This is a genomic window from Paraburkholderia kirstenboschensis, assembly GCF_904848585.1.
GTDB classification, from domain to species: Bacteria; Pseudomonadota; Gammaproteobacteria; order Burkholderiales; family Burkholderiaceae; genus Paraburkholderia; species Paraburkholderia kirstenboschensis.
In genome coordinates, this window is sequence record NZ_CAJHCR010000010.1 from 214,707 (window position 1) to 232,025 (window position 17,319).

Annotated in this window: 29 protein-coding genes and 1 pseudogene; 8 read left to right on the plus strand and 22 right to left on the minus strand. The window is 56.9% G+C overall.

Features of this window, described 5'->3' with window-relative positions:
• Positions 1-93: 93 nt before the first annotated feature.
• From JMY24_RS24160 to JMY24_RS24170, 3 genes are all read right to left on the minus strand, one after another.
• Entirely contained in the window at positions 94-444 is a 351-nt protein-coding gene (locus JMY24_RS24160; RefSeq protein ID WP_128594603.1) for a hypothetical protein, read from the minus strand.
• Between the two features lie 171 nt (positions 445-615).
• A complete protein-coding gene (locus JMY24_RS24165; RefSeq protein WP_164853423.1) occupies positions 616-768 on the minus strand; it encodes a hypothetical protein in 153 nt (50 codons plus the stop codon).
• 349 nt (positions 769-1,117) lie between these two features.
• A complete protein-coding gene (locus JMY24_RS24170) occupies positions 1,118-1,543 on the minus strand; it encodes a hypothetical protein (protein WP_128594600.1) in 426 nt (141 codons plus the stop codon).
• A gap of 57 nt (positions 1,544-1,600) precedes the next feature.
• On the opposite strand from JMY24_RS24170, the gene JMY24_RS24175 reads away from it, so the two are divergent.
• Positions 1,601-1,795, plus strand: coding sequence for a hypothetical protein (locus JMY24_RS24175; protein ID WP_236597487.1), 195 nt, complete (start codon positions 1,601-1,603; stop codon positions 1,793-1,795).
• A gap of 271 nt (positions 1,796-2,066) precedes the next feature.
• Here JMY24_RS24175 and JMY24_RS24180 read toward each other — a convergent pair whose 3' ends face one another.
• The 9 genes from JMY24_RS24180 to JMY24_RS24220 all read right to left on the minus strand — a co-directional run bounded on the left by JMY24_RS24180 (position 2,067) and on the right by JMY24_RS24220 (position 7,421).
• Entirely contained in the window at positions 2,067-2,444 is a 378-nt protein-coding gene (locus JMY24_RS24180; RefSeq protein ID WP_128594596.1) for a beta-sandwich lipoprotein, read from the minus strand.
• Between the two features lie 41 nt (positions 2,445-2,485).
• Positions 2,486-2,710 (minus strand): Acb2/Tad1 domain-containing protein, encoded by a 225-nt coding sequence (locus tag JMY24_RS24185; RefSeq protein WP_128594594.1) that lies wholly within the window; start codon positions 2,708-2,710, stop codon positions 2,486-2,488.
• A gap of 96 nt (positions 2,711-2,806) precedes the next feature.
• The gene (locus JMY24_RS24190; protein WP_128594592.1) at positions 2,807-3,574 is read right to left on the minus strand and encodes a BRO-N domain-containing protein; all 768 of its coding nucleotides are present in this window, start codon (positions 3,572-3,574) and stop codon (positions 2,807-2,809) included.
• Positions 3,575-4,686: 1,112 nt separating this feature from the next.
• Positions 4,687-4,896, minus strand: coding sequence for a hypothetical protein (locus tag JMY24_RS24195; protein ID WP_128594590.1), 210 nt, complete (start codon positions 4,894-4,896; stop codon positions 4,687-4,689).
• Positions 4,893-5,207: a hypothetical protein gene (locus tag JMY24_RS24200; RefSeq protein ID WP_128594588.1), complete on the minus strand. Its 315-nt coding sequence runs from the start codon at positions 5,205-5,207 to the stop codon at positions 4,893-4,895. The genes JMY24_RS24195 and JMY24_RS24200 overlap by 4 nt, the downstream gene beginning before the upstream one ends.
• 5 nt (positions 5,208-5,212) lie before the next feature.
• Complete coding sequence (locus JMY24_RS24205) at positions 5,213-5,530, minus strand: hypothetical protein (protein WP_128594587.1); 318 nt, start codon at positions 5,528-5,530, stop codon at positions 5,213-5,215.
• Positions 5,523-6,092, minus strand: a complete 570-nt coding sequence (locus JMY24_RS24210) for a hypothetical protein (RefSeq protein ID WP_128594585.1) — start codon at positions 6,090-6,092, stop codon at positions 5,523-5,525. The genes JMY24_RS24205 and JMY24_RS24210 overlap by 8 nt, the downstream gene beginning before the upstream one ends.
• A 410-nt stretch (positions 6,093-6,502) precedes the next feature.
• Complete coding sequence (locus JMY24_RS24215; RefSeq protein ID WP_201703047.1) at positions 6,503-7,180, minus strand: hypothetical protein; 678 nt, start codon at positions 7,178-7,180, stop codon at positions 6,503-6,505.
• A 22-nt stretch (positions 7,181-7,202) separates the two neighbouring features.
• Positions 7,203-7,421 (minus strand): hypothetical protein, encoded by a 219-nt coding sequence (locus JMY24_RS24220; protein ID WP_128594579.1) that lies wholly within the window; start codon positions 7,419-7,421, stop codon positions 7,203-7,205.
• 310 nt (positions 7,422-7,731) lie between these two features.
• On the opposite strand from JMY24_RS24220, the gene JMY24_RS24225 reads away from it, so the two are divergent.
• The gene (locus JMY24_RS24225) at positions 7,732-7,953 is read left to right on the plus strand and encodes a DUF4224 domain-containing protein (RefSeq protein ID WP_128594578.1); all 222 of its coding nucleotides are present in this window, start codon (positions 7,732-7,734) and stop codon (positions 7,951-7,953) included.
• Positions 7,954-8,047: 94 nt separating this feature from the next.
• Here the strand turns inward: JMY24_RS24225 and JMY24_RS24230 are convergent, their stop codons facing one another.
• Both JMY24_RS24230 and JMY24_RS24235 read right to left on the minus strand, forming a co-directional pair.
• Positions 8,048-8,527: a hypothetical protein gene (locus tag JMY24_RS24230; protein ID WP_201703048.1), complete on the minus strand. Its 480-nt coding sequence runs from the start codon at positions 8,525-8,527 to the stop codon at positions 8,048-8,050.
• Between the two features lie 776 nt (positions 8,528-9,303).
• The gene (locus tag JMY24_RS24235) at positions 9,304-9,501 is read right to left on the minus strand and encodes an excisionase (protein WP_128594575.1); all 198 of its coding nucleotides are present in this window, start codon (positions 9,499-9,501) and stop codon (positions 9,304-9,306) included.
• Positions 9,502-9,574: 73 nt separating this feature from the next.
• Here JMY24_RS24235 and JMY24_RS24240 point away from each other — a divergent pair, with 73 nt between their 5' ends.
• The 3 genes from JMY24_RS24240 to JMY24_RS24250 all read left to right on the plus strand — a co-directional run bounded on the left by JMY24_RS24240 (position 9,575) and on the right by JMY24_RS24250 (position 10,401).
• Positions 9,575-9,775 carry a helix-turn-helix transcriptional regulator gene (locus JMY24_RS24240; RefSeq protein ID WP_128594573.1) on the plus strand — a complete coding sequence of 67 codons (201 nt, stop codon included), beginning with the start codon at positions 9,575-9,577 and terminating at the stop codon, positions 9,773-9,775.
• Positions 9,765-9,983 (plus strand): excisionase, encoded by a 219-nt coding sequence (locus tag JMY24_RS24245; protein ID WP_128594571.1) that lies wholly within the window; start codon positions 9,765-9,767, stop codon positions 9,981-9,983. The genes JMY24_RS24240 and JMY24_RS24245 overlap by 11 nt, the downstream gene beginning before the upstream one ends.
• 139 nt (positions 9,984-10,122) lie before the next feature.
• Complete coding sequence (locus tag JMY24_RS24250) at positions 10,123-10,401, plus strand: hypothetical protein (protein WP_128594569.1); 279 nt, start codon at positions 10,123-10,125, stop codon at positions 10,399-10,401.
• Positions 10,402-10,445: 44 nt separating this feature from the next.
• Here JMY24_RS24250 and JMY24_RS24255 read toward each other — a convergent pair whose 3' ends face one another.
• The 8 genes and pseudogenes from JMY24_RS24255 to JMY24_RS24285 form a co-directional block, all read right to left on the minus strand.
• A complete protein-coding gene (locus JMY24_RS24255) occupies positions 10,446-10,700 on the minus strand; it encodes a hypothetical protein (protein WP_128594567.1) in 255 nt (84 codons plus the stop codon).
• 378 nt (positions 10,701-11,078) lie between these two features.
• Positions 11,079-11,336, minus strand: coding sequence for a type II toxin-antitoxin system HicA family toxin (locus JMY24_RS39610; protein ID WP_128594566.1), 258 nt, complete (start codon positions 11,334-11,336; stop codon positions 11,079-11,081).
• Complete coding sequence (locus tag JMY24_RS24265) at positions 11,333-11,590, minus strand: type II toxin-antitoxin system HicB family antitoxin (RefSeq protein WP_128594564.1); 258 nt, start codon at positions 11,588-11,590, stop codon at positions 11,333-11,335. Before JMY24_RS24265 ends, JMY24_RS39610 begins: the two co-directional genes overlap by 4 nt.
• A gap of 161 nt (positions 11,591-11,751) precedes the next feature.
• Positions 11,752-12,174, minus strand: a complete 423-nt coding sequence (locus tag JMY24_RS24270; RefSeq protein ID WP_236597489.1) for a zinc ribbon domain-containing protein — start codon at positions 12,172-12,174, stop codon at positions 11,752-11,754.
• A gap of 45 nt (positions 12,175-12,219) precedes the next feature.
• Positions 12,220-12,294, minus strand: a pseudogene (locus tag JMY24_RS39615) (zinc-ribbon domain-containing protein); the annotation flags it as partial.
• A gap of 637 nt (positions 12,295-12,931) precedes the next feature.
• On the minus strand, positions 12,932-13,636 hold the full coding sequence (locus JMY24_RS24275; RefSeq protein WP_128585123.1) for a glutathione binding-like protein: 705 nt from the start codon (positions 13,634-13,636) through the stop codon (positions 12,932-12,934).
• A gap of 160 nt (positions 13,637-13,796) precedes the next feature.
• Positions 13,797-14,018 carry a hypothetical protein gene (locus JMY24_RS24280; RefSeq protein ID WP_128594563.1) on the minus strand — a complete coding sequence of 74 codons (222 nt, stop codon included), beginning with the start codon at positions 14,016-14,018 and terminating at the stop codon, positions 13,797-13,799.
• 226 nt (positions 14,019-14,244) lie between these two features.
• Entirely contained in the window at positions 14,245-14,436 is a 192-nt protein-coding gene (locus tag JMY24_RS24285; RefSeq protein WP_128585125.1) for a CsbD family protein, read from the minus strand.
• A gap of 201 nt (positions 14,437-14,637) precedes the next feature.
• Between JMY24_RS24285 and JMY24_RS24290 the strand changes: the two genes are divergently transcribed.
• The 3 genes from JMY24_RS24290 to JMY24_RS24300 all read left to right on the plus strand — a co-directional run bounded on the left by JMY24_RS24290 (position 14,638) and on the right by JMY24_RS24300 (position 17,183).
• Positions 14,638-14,964 (plus strand): hypothetical protein, encoded by a 327-nt coding sequence (locus JMY24_RS24290; protein ID WP_201703049.1) that lies wholly within the window; start codon positions 14,638-14,640, stop codon positions 14,962-14,964.
• Between the two features lie 302 nt (positions 14,965-15,266).
• Positions 15,267-16,541 (plus strand): DNA (cytosine-5-)-methyltransferase, encoded by a 1,275-nt coding sequence (dcm, locus tag JMY24_RS24295; RefSeq protein ID WP_128594560.1) that lies wholly within the window; start codon positions 15,267-15,269, stop codon positions 16,539-16,541.
• Positions 16,542-16,736: 195 nt separating this feature from the next.
• Positions 16,737-17,183 (plus strand): very short patch repair endonuclease, encoded by a 447-nt coding sequence (locus JMY24_RS24300; RefSeq protein WP_128594558.1) that lies wholly within the window; start codon positions 16,737-16,739, stop codon positions 17,181-17,183.
• Positions 17,184-17,319 lie beyond the last annotated feature (136 nt).

A 17,319-nucleotide genomic window follows, 5' to 3' on the forward strand; every position in this document is an offset into this window, starting at 1 on the left:
CGCGGTTAGCGCACTCACGGCTTGCGAAGACGGCGTTTAAACGAAAAAACCGCCCTAAGGCGGTTTTGTGTTAGTGAGAACGTCGTCTCCGAATCAGATCGCCGACGCCCAACCCTTAATCTTTTGATACGCAGTCATACCCGCCTGATACTTCCCAGCCACTGTCGATTGACGATTCTGCAGGCCAATGCCGCCGTCCGGATCATTCGCCAATTCCGTAGCGAGACGCGTGAACTCATCCCAGACTGCGAGCATGTCGAGAGCCGCGTTTTTTGCGACAGATACCTGATCAAGGGTAAGGTCCGACTTCAACGAAACGATGTCCGTAAGAACCGCAGACTGTCGTTCAATGCGGGCGATTGCGTCAGATGCGTACTGGGCAATCACTGCGTTATTTCGCGTAAACGAATCTTTAATATGTGCTTCTGCTGTTGCAATATCCATGAGGCTCCTCGAAAGGTTTCTGTTATCAACGCCAGATCGAATCCAGCGCCGGAATTATCACAGAAACCGCTCTCAATGGTTGGATTGCCATCGTGAAGAGCGGCCGTAACGGCCTCATAAGGATGCCGACCTACTCCTCCCGATCGAGATAGCCCATCGTGAAACCGCCATTTATGCTGCGGACTTCGGCTGACCCAAAATCTCTCGCAACTCATCGAGTCGATTTATCAGCGATGCCTTAAGCGCGGCGTCCATAGCGCGCACGTGCGTGATGTCCCGTTCCAGCGAATCGACAATCCGCTGACCGTCCGGCGGGCTATCCATGTAATATTCCAGAGCCGGATAGGCCGGCACACAAAAGGAGAATCGAGATGTCGAACGGTGGACCCGCTTTCCCAGTCCCAGAAATCTCAGCCAATGGACCGTCAAGACCCGTACAGGCTGCGGGCATAACTATCCGCGACTACTTCGCAGCAGCCGCTTTGCAGGGCATTCTGTCTGGCGATCAGGGTGGAAACTTCGACGCAAGTAACGTGCGCGTCGCATATCTATATGCCGACGAGATGATGAGACGGCGCGGGTAAAAGCACAAAGCCCGCTTTGCTTTCGCTCGGCGGGCTTCAGAGACAGTTTTCGAGACTGCCTATAAGCTACAGATTTTAATGCAGACTGTTCAATCAACGCACGAACTATTTTGCTCAACATTTCTTGAACACTGCGCACTCATAGTCTCTTGTGCTTTCTTTAGCGCTTTGCTCATCCTGATTGCGTCCTGGGCAAATCTTCGAGCCCGGTTATAGACGGTGCCGCGGGCGCACTTCAGTTCAGCGGCGACCTGCTTGATCTTCGCGTCGTACCAGTAAACGCCAAGGAAGCATGCGGCCTCTTCCGATCGTCCCTCTTCGTCGAACAGGCCATGCAACGCCGAGTTGAAGAATGGCATCTCAGCATCGAGCCGCGCATCCGTTTCGCGCACCGCCGATCGTCGAGGCTGCAGCCTTGCCAGAATATTCAGCTTACCTGCCGGCACGTACAGACGGCGTGTCTGACTCCACCACAGCCAACGGTCGCAGTATGCATCGATTTGCTGTTCTGTCATCCAAGTTTCTCTCAAGATTTTGTTGACGCTGCCGTTAGACCTTTCATGAACCTGAACATGACCATCCCCCAAGCCAAAGCAATCTTCGAATCCGCGAGCGCTGCCGCTGAAGCGAGCGTGGTCGCGCAGTTCGGAGAGTTCGACATCTTCAAACCGAGGCACTGCACCGCGTATGACGCAGCGCTGTTCGTCGTGCTGGAAGAACATTTCGGCGACATGACACTCCCGGAACTTCTAAGCATCGTCGGGTGACATACAGGCGATAGGGCTTACGCAAATAACAACTTCCTGCGAATGATCTGATTCATGATTTCGCACAGTTCCTTCGCTCGGCGCCTGCGACAGTCAGACGCGGCCCCACCTCGGGCAGCGGCTTCAGTATTTGCACGCGCAACCAATGGTGACGTCGACCCGGCTCGATATCTCCGGCTGCGTCATGGGTCTCGACAGGACTTCGCAGATCAAACGCTATGTCGAGTTCTCGCGGTGAAGCTCTCGCTGTATGGGCACGGTGTATCCGCCATCATTTGATCGATACATCAGGAACGATCGCTTCAGGCTTGAACGTTACTGCGTAGTGGTACACGCTGACGCTGGCCGGTTCAATCTGCTCGACAAAGTACGTCACGTTGTCTGACAGGCCAAGGAAGTGCTTCTTGTAGCTGTTGGGGCCCGTCTTGCATGTGACCGAAAGCTCCCGGCTCTTGTCCGCATTGCCGAGCGAGCACAGCCCTTCGATCTGCATCAGATAGCGATCCGTGATCCCATTGATGAATATGATCCGGCGCTCGATCTGAAAGTTGTCCGCCGCCTGGGACAGGTTATGCGACGCTACGTCGGCATCGTTGCTGCATGCGGCTAGCACAGTTAAACCCGCGAGCGCCAAAATGACCTTTTTCATCGCGATTTTTGTCCGTAGCGAAAATGCGGGATTCTCCGCAGTTAAAACGTCGTCGGTTTGGCGATCGACCGGATCACCGCCATGAAGCCCTGCTGCAGGTTCGTCTTGCCGATTGCCAGCCAGCGCTTGTCGACCTCTGGAAGCGACTCGAGCGCTTCCAGTTCGACGCGGATGTCTTCTGCCATGTCCTTGATCGTGTTCATCGACGAGATCTCTTCCGGCGTGAGATCCCGGTAGCCCTTGATGTGTTGATGCTGGTTTTCCATCTGCTCTCCTTTTCCGCGCTTGGGAAACTTGGTTAAAGTTTGCTGTACGTTGTACTAATTAATATATTTTGAGACATGTAGTCCGCGCCACCGTGTTTAAGCTGCGTCGCGCCCAATCATTGAGGTAACTTCAGCCGACCATTTGATTTGCTGGATCGGGACGCCGCTGCCCTGCTTCTTTCCCGCGTCGAAGATTCGCGCAAAGCGCCGGCCAGTTTCAGTTAATTCCCAGCACGCACCGCCCTTCACCTGGAAGCCTGCCGCCGCCAGACGCAGATTCATGCTGCGGGCAGATGTGCCAACTCGCTTTCCAAGCTCGGTAGGCGTGAAATAGAGCGATTCCTGATTCTCGGCTACGAGATGGGTTTGCCCGAGCAATCCCAGCACATTCGTTCCGGTAAGGGATTGCACCGCCTGGTTGGCGCTGATCGCCGCGGCTTGCTTGTCGCACCCAATTAGGCGCGCAATTCGGAAGCACGGCTGGAAGAGTTTCGTGGCGTCGATGGTCTGGCTTACTGCAGACGTTTTCGATGATCCGAAAGAGCCAGTTTTGCGGATGGTCGGCAGCACATCGTGCGTAACCCACCGCTTGAACCGCTTGGCCTCTTCCTTGGTGCTGCCGAGAATCAGCGCGTAGAGGCCTGATTCGTTGATATGGTTGATCCGTTGAACGCGACCGAGGTTGTCGATGCTCTCCATTTTCTGGAGGTCATCTTCGTCGACGTGCGATTTGATCGCTTGTGACGGGTTACCCAGTTCCAGCGCCTCGCACACATCCGCGGCGTTGAACCATGTATCCCCTTGCTTATCCGCGATGATGCGAATTTCTTTGTTTTCGAAGCTACGTGTGATGATGCTATTCATTAAGACTCCTGTCAAGATATGTTGAACAGTTAAATGAAGACTCAGTGGGTTATCCAATCAAAACCCATGGGTTTCCGCTGAGTTATCCCATGGGTTACCCGCGGGTTCTCGAATCCTCGCGAACGTTCGCGAACCCTCGTACGTCACACAGCGTTTCACTGCGTCACCGCGCGTCACCGCGCGTTGCATCGCGTTGCATCGCGTTGCACTCGTCTGCAATCGCCCTGCTAGCACAGTGCTAGCACCCGCCTAGCAAGTGCTTAGCATCTGCTAACGCCTGCCAGTCCCAATTCGGGACACCTGTCCCATCGTGGGACTAGTCCCGATTTAGGACTACTGAAGCCATAACCGTTACCGAATCGTTACCGCCGCGATATCAGCCTGATATCAAGCCGACATCAAAGGCTTCCCAGAAGGTTTCCCCAAAGGTTGGCCGAAGGTTATCCTTAAGCCTTCCCCTAACCCTTTACCAAAGCCTACCTTCGGTGCGGTCGAAGGTGACGACCGCAGCGTGCTGCAGGAAATGCTTGGAGCATTGCTCCGGGCATCTGTCACGCTGCCACCGTGACATCTGTCACGCGTCCGTCCCGCGTCTGTCCCAAGGTTGTCCCGCGGGACACGCTCGGATGTCCCTCGGACGTCACGCTCCTGTCCGGCGGACACGTCTTCCCCGTCTCTGTGACATCCGACGCTTTATGCACGCCTGCGCTCTGTCACAGAACCAGTTACTGATTCAGTAACGGTTACGAATTCGGTAACCCCCTGTGCAGGTCTGTACTGAGACGCCCGTGTAGACGGTGCCGCATCTATACCCGCGTCTCGCCTAAAGGGGCAACGTTGCACTTTTGTCGACCTGACTTGCTACCAAGGTCGAAAGGGGGGGCGCGCCAACGGCGCACACCCTTAGACGGGGCTTCCAAGGCCCACCCACGGGGTTGTTGAAATGACAACTGTTGTTGAATCGACAACGGTTGTCGTTCTGACAACTGGGGTTGCTGTTTCAGCAATTGCCGTTTCAGCAACCCCAGTTGCTCTCTTGGCAACCCGGTACTCGGCGCGCACCGCGTGTAATCCGATTACAGATGCGTCGGCGTGGGATCGGATTTGAACGGTCACCATGCTCCCGCCATCCCATTCAGCTCGTACAGAGCGCCTCGAGCGTCTTCAATGCGCGTCGCCTTGTAGGTCACTCGCTCAATGGCGCCGATCGCCCACAGCAGATAATCACGCTGCGTGAGTCTATTCCAACGCTCCTTGTCGGGCATCGCAGGGCGCACCTTCATGACGCCGGGCCGCAACTTCGCAGGCTGTATATCGATCATGGGAGCCACCTCTCAAAACGGCCGATGCCGAGTCCCTTGCGAACCACCCACCGTCCACCTACCTTCTCGGCGCCGAGCGCTCTAGCGGCCGCCTGGTCCTTCTTCGGCACGGTCAGTGGAATCACGTCGGACGCACCGTTCCAAGCCGGCAGCGCGGCTCTGGGCGCCTTCTCTCGGTATTGCTGACCAGCCAGCCAGTCGCGAATCGCAAGGTTCGAGTCTTCAGCAAACCATTGCTTGCGCCGTTTGTCCCAGCACAGGTCGAATTTCTGTGCCACCTGAATCGGGATTTCGCCTTTCTTCAGCCACATAGCAGTTACTCCCCGGTGCGGCACATGGCCGATTGATCCATCGCACGAAGCGCCCGCAGTTCATCTCCGATCGCCGTGGCTTGAGCTTTCGCAATTGCGTGTGCCGCGAGTTTGCCGGCCAGCAGTTCCCGATATTCCCCCATCAGATCCCGCCCTTCTGCTCTTGCCAATGTCACCGTCGCAGCAGATGGCTTACGGCGCCCTTCAAGAAACGCTGCATACACGTTCGCGCCGGATTTCGAGCCGCCCATCACAGACCAGAGAATGTCTCGTCGTGCCTCCAGTTCCCGGATGCGTTGAGTCAGTTCGCTCGCTTCAGACATGCGCGCACTCCCCTTCAAAAGCAGTAGGTATGGCAACCTCTATATAGTCCCCAGAAAATGGCATAGGAGAACCCCCGTTTTCTGGTCGCATAGTGGCAGTTTCTGGTGTAGCAAGAGGGGGCCCTACGTCAGAAAATGGCACTGTCATTCGCCTCTCTATGGCAGTTTCTGACGGTCTGACTTCGAATTGCCGCTGAGCTAAAGTTCTGTACTTCGATGGGTTTATATCGATCCCCTCCCGAATGTCGAGACCTAGCCACGTCAAGGCATACCAAGAAGCCTTATTCGGCTTCGCCCCCTTGCGCGTTTCGACCATGAACCCATGTTCGATCAATTCCTTCTTGCACTTGGTAACGGTCGTCGTGCTTGTCCAGCCGCGCGGCTTCAGGGCCTTCTCGCAGAGAACTAGCTTTCCATTGTTCTTGCCGTTGTATTGCATGAGAACGTCTTGAATGAGTGCGCGAGACGAGAACGACAACTTCAACCAGGCTGGCATATCCATCACCCAGAACGGGATACGGATGAATCGCTCACTGGATTTCTTGTGCTTGCGGTCTTTCATGGAGCCGCCTCAGACCGCTTGCTTGTCTGCGGACTCGGCCGAATAGGCAGCTGGCGCGGAAAGCCAAATGTGGACCTCCGCGTTATTCCAGACGGTGCAGCGGAGGCTCAGCTTTACGGGCTTGGGGGCGCGTCCGCTGAGGCATAGCTTTCGCCACGTCTCACGGCCCACGGGGATGAAGGGCTCAAGATCCGCCCAGCGCGAGCACCCGTTGAGCGGAAGCGCCTGCGGGCGGGTAACTTCGGTAGTCTTCGGTGCCATACTCTTTTCCTTGGTGAAGGTTGGTATGGCGACTGTATGAAAACGCGTACTTTTTGAATATTACGTCTAGCTACCAAAGTATTGCGTATAGGCGCTGATAATGTGCTTTTGGCCGCTGGTGGTTTGTGTTTGGCCGCCAAACACAAATACTAATTTTTCATCTTCGGATGCTTGCCAAATCCAATATTCTCTTTCTTCAACCACCTCGCCACCGTATCCTTTGCACTCTGGGCAGACATGCCGGCGTTCTTGAATTCGGGCAGGTCGATGATCTTCAGCGAGATTTGATAAGCGGCATGATTTCTACTGTCATAGCTGCCGGCTCGAGCCATCTCGATGGCCTTCTGCCGTAGCGGATCGTACTTCTCGTCCCGCTTTGCCTGACCTTTCGACCCGTTAGAGCTATTGGTAAGTTTATGCTCTCGCCTTACCTTGTTTAAATGAACGGTCGACATTGTCTCTACGGAACCACGCAATATCTCCATATATTCTTCGATTTCCGCTGTAGTTACATTGTTTTGCGTGTTGACATAAGGAAGCATTTCGGAAGCCTTTATGAGGTTCTCGAAATGCTGTCCCACGGCCATTTGCAACGGAGCTAACGCTTGCAAACTCATAACTTTAACCCTGGCGGCCGCCTCCAAAAGCTCCGGATATGTCGGAAACTTCTTCTTCAAATCTGCCTTGGCAGATTCCATCTCAGCGTTCCACTGGGAAACCGTAGACTCGACGGCTTCCACGTCGGTCGAGATAACCGATTCAAGTATCTCCATCATTTTTCCAAAACTCTCACGCATCGGGTGAGTGGCATCAGCGTCTTTTTTCATGGTCTACCTCTATTTTGATTTCTCAATATCCTTCCGCAGCGTGCTTCGTCAGATCCAGCGCAGTGTCAGGCGAGACCGCATCAAAACGGGTGACCTGACCTGCATACTGAGACGGTACGGTGCGTTCGCTAGGTTCGTACATGTCCCTCATGATCACCACCCGATCCAGGTCGTCGATCATCTTCCATAGCTGCTCCGGTGCAATGCCGCGGTCTGCATCAATCTGGAATCCTATGAGCACGCGTCGATCTCCAGGCGCCACCCCATATGCTCGCGCCTCCAACGTCCGCTTGTTGTGCCATTCATCGACATATACAAACAGACGTCGACTGAAGACCGACTCCTTGAACTCCGCGTCGCGATCCGCCGCATTCGAAGATCCACGCGGTATAACGAACAATGTCTCAGGTGGTAACACTTCGTGCCCTCTTTGAGAATATCGACAGCGTATCTTAAAGAATATCTGTCAAGACGTTTCCAAGTTACGATCAGGACGTACTTTGCAATCAGGCGAGCCACGCCAGAACCCGCTGACTACCCAACAAACGCTTATGCCATCCATGTTCCTGACCGACGACGACCTCACCGAATTGACCAGCAAGCGTCGGAACTCCCTGCGAATCCATGCGCTGAACAGCATGGGCGTACAGCACAAGATCCGGCCAGACGGTTCGATCGTCGTTCTACGAGCCCACGTCGAACGTCTTTTCGGCGAGAAGCCATCCAAGCCCGAAGAGCCGACGTGGGAACCCGACTGGAGCAAGCGCAAGTAACGGCCGGCTCATGCCCTCGCCGATGCTCGCTAACTGAAGGCCGATCGTCTCGAATCCGCCCCGCGAAACCCTGTACGCTCTAACTTGACCGCGTTTATGGACAGCGTATTTCGGCCAGCAATACCCTACGCGTCTGCATATCTTCCGGCCGGGCCCAGTGAAAAAAGCAAGTCCCACCACCGATGTACGCCCGCGGATTGCTTCCCTTAATTCGCGCCAGCGCTGCGCGACATTCCTGGCGAGTCGAGTACTTCCGTGAGAGCGGATAGCCAATACACCGGCCTCGTTCAGTCTTTCGATCCTCGACAACACACCAATACTGGACGTCGAGCGCGCGCAGAGTGCGGTCCAACCGATCCCAGCGCCGAGTATCTCGGGTGGTCGGTGAATAGCTGACTTCGACACGCTGACCGCTTTCGGGTTGCCTGCCAGAGGGGAAACGTTCGGTTTTTGCGTGATGCGCTTCATCGAAGGATGTGAAGGGACCAGCAATGATGTCCTTACCCACCACGAGCAGGTATTTCCCCTCGTGGCGGTCATAGCCGGCTGGGAACGAATGTTTGCGTTTAGCCATCACAGATCCCTCCCACAGAATTCGCTCTCAAACTGGGCGAGTCGTGCTCGACTCTCCGCTTCCATCCGGGCGTCAATCGCCTGGATGGCGGCCTGCAAATCGGCCTCCCTTGCAATCGTCCAATTCGGCTCGTCGGGATAAAGACTGTGTCCCTTGATGCACTGTAATGCTTGCTCGTATGTCATCGGCGGCCCATAGCAGAGTCCGCAGGGAGCTAACACCCAAAACAGCGACGATCCGTTAGCAGTACGTACAACATCATTCATATAAACCCCCCAATCCTCAGTGCTCCGTGCCATCGAGCGATCTCATGGCACAGCTAGCTAGATTTAACTATTTTTCTTCTTCAGCTCGATCATCAAATGCGCGATCAGAAGCCAAAGATGCCATCAGAACGACGGTTTAAGTCGACAGTTTGAAAGCTTCGATCAGTGAAGAGATGGAGGCAGGCGGGGTGGATGAGGTCATGGCGTGGACTCCTACTTTCAATAGAAGCCCGCATCCCGTCGCCAAACGGGGTGGGCGGGCACAAGACGAGGTTGGCGAACCGGAAAGTAGGAACCGGCATACCCGAAGGTATCCCCATCAAGGCCCACCCATTGAAAGGATGCGCAATGATACGACGGACGTAAAAAAACCGCTCATGGCGGCGGTTGTCCGCCCACTTTCTACAGGTCGCCAAACCCGGTGTCTGTTGTCTAGGACACGCTTCTAGGCTAATTGGCCGTCACGCACTCGTCAAGATCAAATTTGTAAACATTGGGCGTTGTTGGTGGCTATTTCGGAATGCGATCCACCAAGCGAGGTCGAGTCCTCCCGTCGGCGAAGACGGCGTTTTCTTCGACGTAGTAGGCGCGGCCGACCTTAACTGGTGGCGGGTATATCTTGCCCTGCTTGATCCAAGCACGGGCCGTGCGGATCGCCGGCGGTGGATAGAACTCGCGCTTCAGCCACTCATCGAGTCGCAACTTCACGACTTGCCTCCGTCTTTGGTGTTCGCTCCGTCCGTTGTAGCATGGATCACCTGAGCCAACCGAAGGGGGATCTATGAGCAATGCTACACCTCGGCTATATCGCATAACCGACGTTATGACGCTGCTGAACGTGTCTCGAGCGACGGTGTATAGGCTGGTCGACGCCGGCAGGCTGACGAAGATCAGCCTCGGATACCGCACTAGCAGGATCACTGCGGAAAGCGTTGACGCGTTACTAGCTCCTCATACTGGACAGGCGAGCAATGGCAACTGACCAACCGAAACTCATTCCACTGGATGCATGGGCGAAACTGGTTTTCGGTGAACATGCGCCGCACCGTAACACCCTGTATAACTGGCGCCAGGGCGGCTGGATCGTGCCAGCGCCCATCAAGATTGGCAGGCGCTATTTCGTCGAGCCCACTGCTGTGTATGCCGATCAGTACGGCGAGATGGCCCGCAGATTAGGTCAAGATCGATGACAACAAAACGACCAAAGCTCGTACCGTTGAGCGTGTGGGCAGAAGAGCAAACTCCCCAAGGGAACTGAATCGGTTACGCTTGCTGTGCTTGCGATAGACGACCCATCGCTGCACAATCCGGCAGGCAAAGGGGACCATAATGAAAACGAAAACAGTTTTGGCAGCACTGACCATGCTCGCCGCATGCACCACCATATCCGACGTCACGCCGGCTGGCGACGGCCGCTACACCGTCACCGCTCAAGTCCGCGGGGGAATGACCGCATGGGGCGAAGTGAAAGCGTCGAGCTTGAAGCGCGCTGACGACTACTGCCGGCAACAGGGCAAGCAGATGCATCAGGTAGACATGCAGACGCATGGCGTTCGCGGGTGGACGCCGCAGGAAGCGGAATTAGTATTTTCCTGCGTTAATTCCTGAGGTCAGGCTGCCGCCAAACCGCCTTGCAGCAGAGGCTTTTAATGTCAAGGCTTGGTTCCCCCGGGCACGAAAGCGCTAGCGATCGCTGCAGCTCCCTGACAGGTCTTCATTACTCGGTCAAAGCTGGAGCCATCAGAATATGGGTTTTGCTGCATATCTAGCGCGGCCTTCATGGTCTCGCTTTCGCACCGTTGTTCTGCTGGCAGTATCACGCCGAACATGGTCCCGGCGTAAAAGAGCGTGGCCATCTGATACACCATATAAGTTGCAGCAACCGCACCGCCAATCGCCTTCCACATGTCACGCTCCGAGTTAGGGACATCGACTGGGTTAACGGCTTCAGCGTGCCAAACTTGAGGGCTCCGCTCGTGGGCCCGAAAATTCAGTCATCCCCGCGGACGTGATCGACCTCTCGAGGACATAGTGCGCTTCACGTCGGCCGACGCTGGCTCTGACGGAGGATTTTTGCGGACGGCTAAAACGTTCGACGCTTAGCCGCAGCCAAGCAGTAGCGCACCCAGGCATACAAACGACATGGTGAGACACAAGATGCCTGCGACTAAGTCGTACGGATATTTCATGCGATCCCCCGGTTTCTCAGCCGGCAAGAATACGGTGGACCAAAATGGCGAACTGTTAAGGATGGTTAGACATGAAAAAGCCCGCTCGCGGCGGGCTCATTTGATCAGTCTCAGACGCCTAAGGTCGTCGATCGACCATCCCGCATCGTCCAGCAAGCCCTTGAGCATCTTGGGGCCATAGGTTTTCTTGGGATGATAGTGGACGGAAACTCGAGTCTTCGAGACAGGATGCCTATAAATGCGAATGGAACCAGGACCAGGCTCCACCCTGAATCCGTCCTTCTCGAGCGCCTCAATGAGTTCGTCAGCCGTTATGCTGCGCAGCTGATCCCACACATGACTAGGGAAACTCACGCTTCAACGAGTACTTCTTCGATGGACTCTGCTGCTTCAGGCTGGACGACTCGGGTGCCCATGATTCCTACCGGGATCGGTTCGTCATGGCGCACAAGCGATTGAACGTACGCGCTCACCGCAAGCATGGCATTCTTGCGCGCCTCGTCCGCGGTTTCTCCATCAACATGCACCCCTTTCAAATCGGGGCAGTATGCATAGAAAGCGTCGCCGTCCTGCTCAACCTCGATCCGGACCTTGACCTTGAATCTCATGATGGCTCTCCAGTGAACGGCTCCCGCGAATAGCCCAGTTTACGGCAAATCCGCGTGGAACGTTAATATCGTTCTTGGGCGTGATCGGTTTACCACAAAGCAACCAGCATTCCATCCCCATTTACGATTGGCCATCCGCCCGCAGGCGCAGTCGGCGACCGCTAGTTCGGCAGTCGCCCTTCTACCACCCGGACGTCTAACACGGTCTTGTTGTCGGCAGCCATGTCGCATTGGTAGATGACCGGAGTAAAAGCTCCAAAGCCATTCTGGAACTCCGCCTTGTCGCCAATGTAGGTTATCTCGCCGTTTTTTTGATTGGCCCACCGGAAGCGGCTGAATTTCATCTCAAAGGTGCCGTCTGTCCACTTGACGCTGTGCTTTGCCATCTGCTCGATTTGCCGCGGGCAATATACAGATGCTCCGACGATTCCCTTGTTCCCGAGGCACGACAGATCGTCTTGCTTGCACTGCTCCTCGGCAGGCTTCGGGGTTGGCTTCTCAGCGCTACCGCCCGGAGACGACCCCGAGCCACTTCCGCCAATCGCCCAGATCGCTGCAAATACGATAGCCACGCCCGCGATCACCGGGAGGCATCCAGTCTTTGATTTTGGTTTGGTTGACTTGATGGGCGCGCCACATTTGACGCAAGCGGCCGCCTTGTCACTGACCTCTGTGCCGCATTCTCGACACTTTATAAGAGCCATCACTACCCCGTTTTTGTGGTTTTTCCGGTTTCCAGTTGCCGTGAGCCTGGCCGGATCCAAGCATCGCAGCGCTGGATTATGATCCTTTTGGTTTTTCAAATCATCACGCTACTATTGCATCATCTTGTGCCGGACTGACATCCGAGCACTTTAGCCAGCGTGCCCTAGCGGTGACGCGTGCCCGCAACAGCAGAATCACAACCCGTACATCCTCAGGAGACGGTTTTATGGGGTACGGTTGGGGGTACAAAATTGGTTAAAATGGCCTGAAGTCCCGTCCACACTTGCGGTATGGATTCTGCCAGGGGACCAACCCGCTTCAATGCCTCTCACGGTATTTCGCAGCGCCTCACAAGCAACGCCTCAGTTGCGCACAGGCTCTGCCGTCCCACGCGTCCTCACAATGAGGCGCTTGCCAATTCTGTTCACTGGCCCTTCGAGCCATTGGTACGACGCCAGCACCACGACCCCACAGACCATATCGCCAGGCATACGATGTTGCCGGTCGGGACACGCTACGAGACGGGTCCGCAATGGCGTGCGAGCAGGATCGACTCCGCCGCAGCAGAGTCCTCACCACCAGCCAGACCAAAACGACCCGCACTCCGGCCCGGACCGCCGTCATACCGACGACCGCCTACACCCGCTTCGGACTGTCCAGTCCCCGAACAACAGCCGGACGCGCGACGAACGCTGCCAGCACGCGCCTAACGTTCGGAAAATCCTGTATGCCGACGAGCTCGCCCGCTTCGTAGAAACCGATCAGATTGCGCACCCACGGGAACGTCGCGATGTCCGCGATCGAATACTGATCGCCGAGAATCCACTCGCGCCCTTCGAGACGTTGCTCCAGCACACCGAGCAGCCGTTTAGATTCGGCGACATAGCGATCGCGCGGACGCTTGTCTTCGTATTCCTTGCCCGCGAATCTATGGAAGAAGCCAAGCTGGCCGAACATCGGGCCGATGCCGCCCATCTGAAACATGACCCACTGGATCGCCTCGTAACGGCCGGCGGCGTTCTGTGGAATCAACTGGCCAGTCTTGTCCGCGAGATAAATCAGGATCGCGCCGGACTCGAAGAGCTGCAGCGGTTTGCCGTCAGGTCCGTTCGGGTCGATGATCGCGGGAATCTTGTTGTTTGGATTGAGCGACAGAAATTCCGGCGTCATCTGATCGTTCGTGTCGAAGCGCACCAGATGCGGCTCGTAAGGCAAGCCGGTTTCTTCGAGCATGATCGACACTTTGACGCCATTCGGCGTGGGCAGCGAATAAAGCTGAAGCCGGTCAGGATGCTCAGCGGGCCATTTCTTCGTGATCGGGAAAGCGGACAGATCTGTCATGTGATGGTGTAGCCCTGTGCGGAATGGCGGAAAAAATCGCATTGGGCGACAGAGATTGACCGGGCGACCAGCCTCGGCTGTGCCAATGCGGAGCGCCAAATATAAACCGAGTCGGCCCAACGCGTGCGGGACGCCGGCATGTCCGCGCTTTAGTCAGCGCTCACCACAAGTCCTTTGTCGCGCCGCCCGCGCGCACGTCATAGCCTTCACGCCACAGCGCGGCTCCCACCGTCAACAGCAGCGCCCTGTGTTCGACGTCGAGTTGCTCCCAAGTCGACGCGAGCCAGCCTGCAAAGCTGGCGCAAGTCTCGTCGAGATCGACGGGCGCTTTGCCCTCCAGATACTGCCGTTCAAACATCGAAAGCACTTTTTCCGGTGTCATTGGCGCGGCCTCCTTGTTGGATGCAGTCAGTCTAAAGGCCCCGCGCCGCGCACGGCACGTTGGACGCGCCGAACCCGGGTTACTCCCAGGCCGGCCAAAGATCGCAGCCAGGAACCGGGCACGCCGACCGGAGACCGGGCGCGTCCGGTGCCAGAGACTTCACATGACGCCGCAAATGAGAAAAGGCGCCGAAGCGCCTTTTCCTTACGCCCGCATCGAGCCAGATTTACGGGGTGTTGCGCTTGGCTTCGTCCTTCGCGTCTTCCTTTGCGTCGCCGTAGCTCTTCTGCACCTTGCCCGCGCCCTGCTGGAGATCGCCCTTCAGTTCCTTGGCGGGATTATCCGTCACCTTACCCACGGCTTCGTTGATCTTTCCCTTAACCTGTTCGCCCACACCTTTTACCTGGTCCTTGTTCATGTTCGGCTCCACTTACTTGAATGCCGACGCGAAATTGCGCCAGTAACCTTGTCGAGCAACGCCCATGCCCAGGAGGCGGCGCTGAACGCTACGGCAAAAACCGGCGCCGCGCGGCATGCCCCCCATGAAGCCCCGGAATTTTTTTCATCAAAGGGCTAAAGTTTCCCTCCAGGCTGCCGTAATAGGTGCCATGGAGGAGCCATGGATCGCAAACCCATCACCCTGTCGGCATCATCGAAAGCCGGTTTGATCGACGGCGACATTACCCATATTGCTCGCGCGATGCGGCTGTCGTTGCAAGGCGACCTGGCTGGCCCTATTCTGCCCCCCACCTACTGGCGCGAGCGTCTTTACAAACTGCTCGACACGGGCAGCCTGACTCACCCCCAGCTGTGCTCGGTGGACAGTCTTCTGTTGCAGCTCGACCAGTTCGAGGCGCAGCCGCCTCTTCCATGGGACGAACTCACGCCCGCCACAGCTGCAATGTTTCCACCGACGCACGAAGCCGGCGCCGGACATCCCGCCTAGCGCAGCGCTCACCAGCTTTCGCGGCTTTCCCGGACTTCCGGCTCCGCGAGCCGGAAGAAAAGCGGCGAGCCGGCGCGTCATCGTTGTTCACGCTATAAAAAAACGGCCGCGAACCATGCCGCGGCCTTAACACGTCGCAACGCAGGGACTTCGCGTCACGCTGCAAGCGTACACATCCAACTGTGACAAGCGCATTTCGCCGCTCGCCGCTCCGGCGCGGCATATCGCGCCCCAAAATTCCTGGACAGGCGGTTATCGAACGGTCAAAATGTCCGCCAAAATTCCCAGCGAGAACAAGCGACATGACAATGGCCACACGGCACGACCTGCTCTTACAAGCGTTGCAGGTCTACAGTCAGGGAGAAATCGCGGCGCGCTGCGGAAAAGACGTCAGAACCATTCGCCGCTGGAAAACGGACCAAAGTTGTCCCCGCATTGCCGAAGCGGCTTTGCGTGAGATGCTGCATACGAGTGCGCGCAAGGCGCTCGCAGAAAGCCGGGCGGATTTCCAGTTCATCGACCTTTTTGCAGGCATCGGCGGGATTCGCCGCGGCTTCGAAGCGCACGGCGGTCAATGCGTGTTCACGAGCGAATGGAACGAGTTCTCGAAGAAGACGTACCGGCAAAATCATCCGGACGCCGACCACGTGCACGAATTCATCGGCGACATCGTCTCCTTTGCGGAAGACGCGGTTCCGCCGCACGACGTGCTACTCGCGGGCTTCCCGTGTCAGCCCTTCAGCATCGCGGGTGTGAGCAAGAAAAATTCGCTCGGCCGTCCGCATGGCTTCGAGTGCACGACGCAAGGCACGCTCTTTTACGACGTTGCGCGCATCATCGATGCAAAGCGCCCGGTCGCGTTCCTGCTCGAAAACGTGAAGAACCTGCTGTCGCACGATAAAGGCAACACCTTCAGAACGATTCTCGAAGTGCTGCGCGACGAGCTGAACTACGACGTTCACTACAAGGTGATCGACGGGCAGCACTTCACGCCGCAGCACCGGGAACGAATCGTCATCGTCGGTTTCCGCGAGGAGACCGAGTTTTCGTTCGACGATCTGCGCTTACCGGCTAACGGGCCACGCCTTGCGTCGATTTTGCACAGGACAGACGGCAGCGAGCCTGTGCTCCCGCACGACGGCGAGCGTTTCTTCGACTCCGTCCGCCGCAAGGTTCAGCCGAAGTACACGCTCACGCCGAAACTGTGGGCGTACCTGCAGGCATACGCCGACAAACACCGCGCCGCCGGAAACGGCTTCGGCTTCGGACTGGTCACGCCGGCCAGTGTTACGCGCACACTCTCAGCGCGCTATCACAAGGACGGCTCGGAGATACTTCTCGCGCAAGGCGAAGGCGAGCGCCCCCGCCGCTTGACGCCGCGTGAATGCGCGCGTCTGATGGGTTTTCCCGACGACTTCGTGATCCCCGTGAGCGATACGCAAGCGTACCGTCAGTTCGGCAACAGCGTGGTCGTTCCAGTCATGCACGAAGTGGCGCGCATCATGACGCCTCATGTCAAAGCGCTGCTTGAGGAAGATCGCGAACCGGCGTCAACGGAAATGCTCCTGCGCGCGTAGTCATTCGGGCAGCGAGGTTTCGTCGCGCAGAGGCTGTGGATTGGAGCGCCCACAACGATCAGTTACTCGAATCAATCGCTGCTTATCGAGGAGCCACCGCATGAGTCGACACGAGTCCCGTCCCGCAGAGCCAATGGCGTTAGCCCATGCGAGTTCCCGACAGCCAGGCCTGCGACGCGCCATGAGACGCTAGCAATGGTCGATATCGTCGACAGCGCAACGCGCAGCCGGATGATGTCCGGCATTCGCGGCCGCAACACCAAGCCCGAAATGCTGATTCGCAGCCTGCTGCATCGGCAGGGCTTTCGTTTTCGTCTGGATGCGCGCGATCTGCCGGGACGCCCGGATATCGTGCTGCCCCGCTACCGCGCCGTCGTGCTCGTGCACGGCTGCTTCTGGCATGGCCACGACTGTCATCTTTTCAAATGGCCGCAGACGCGCCCCGAATTCTGGCGCGAGAAGATCGGCCGTAATCGCAGCAACGACGACAAGGTCCGCGCCGCTTTGCTTGCCGACGGCTGGCGCGTCGGTGTCGTATGGGAATGCGCGTTGCGAGGCGCGAATCGCGATATCGAGGGAGTCCTGACGCGGCTCGTCGAATGGTTAAGAAGCGACGCGCCGAGCTTCGAAGAGCGCGCATAAATCCCGCCCCAAGCCACGCGCTCTGCGAGCGAACCGAAAGCCCGCGGTGATACACTCGATTGGCTACCCCGAAGCGCGTCGTTAGCGCGTCGAGCGCCATGCTTGCGCCGCGCTGCAACCGCTCGCTTCGGCCATC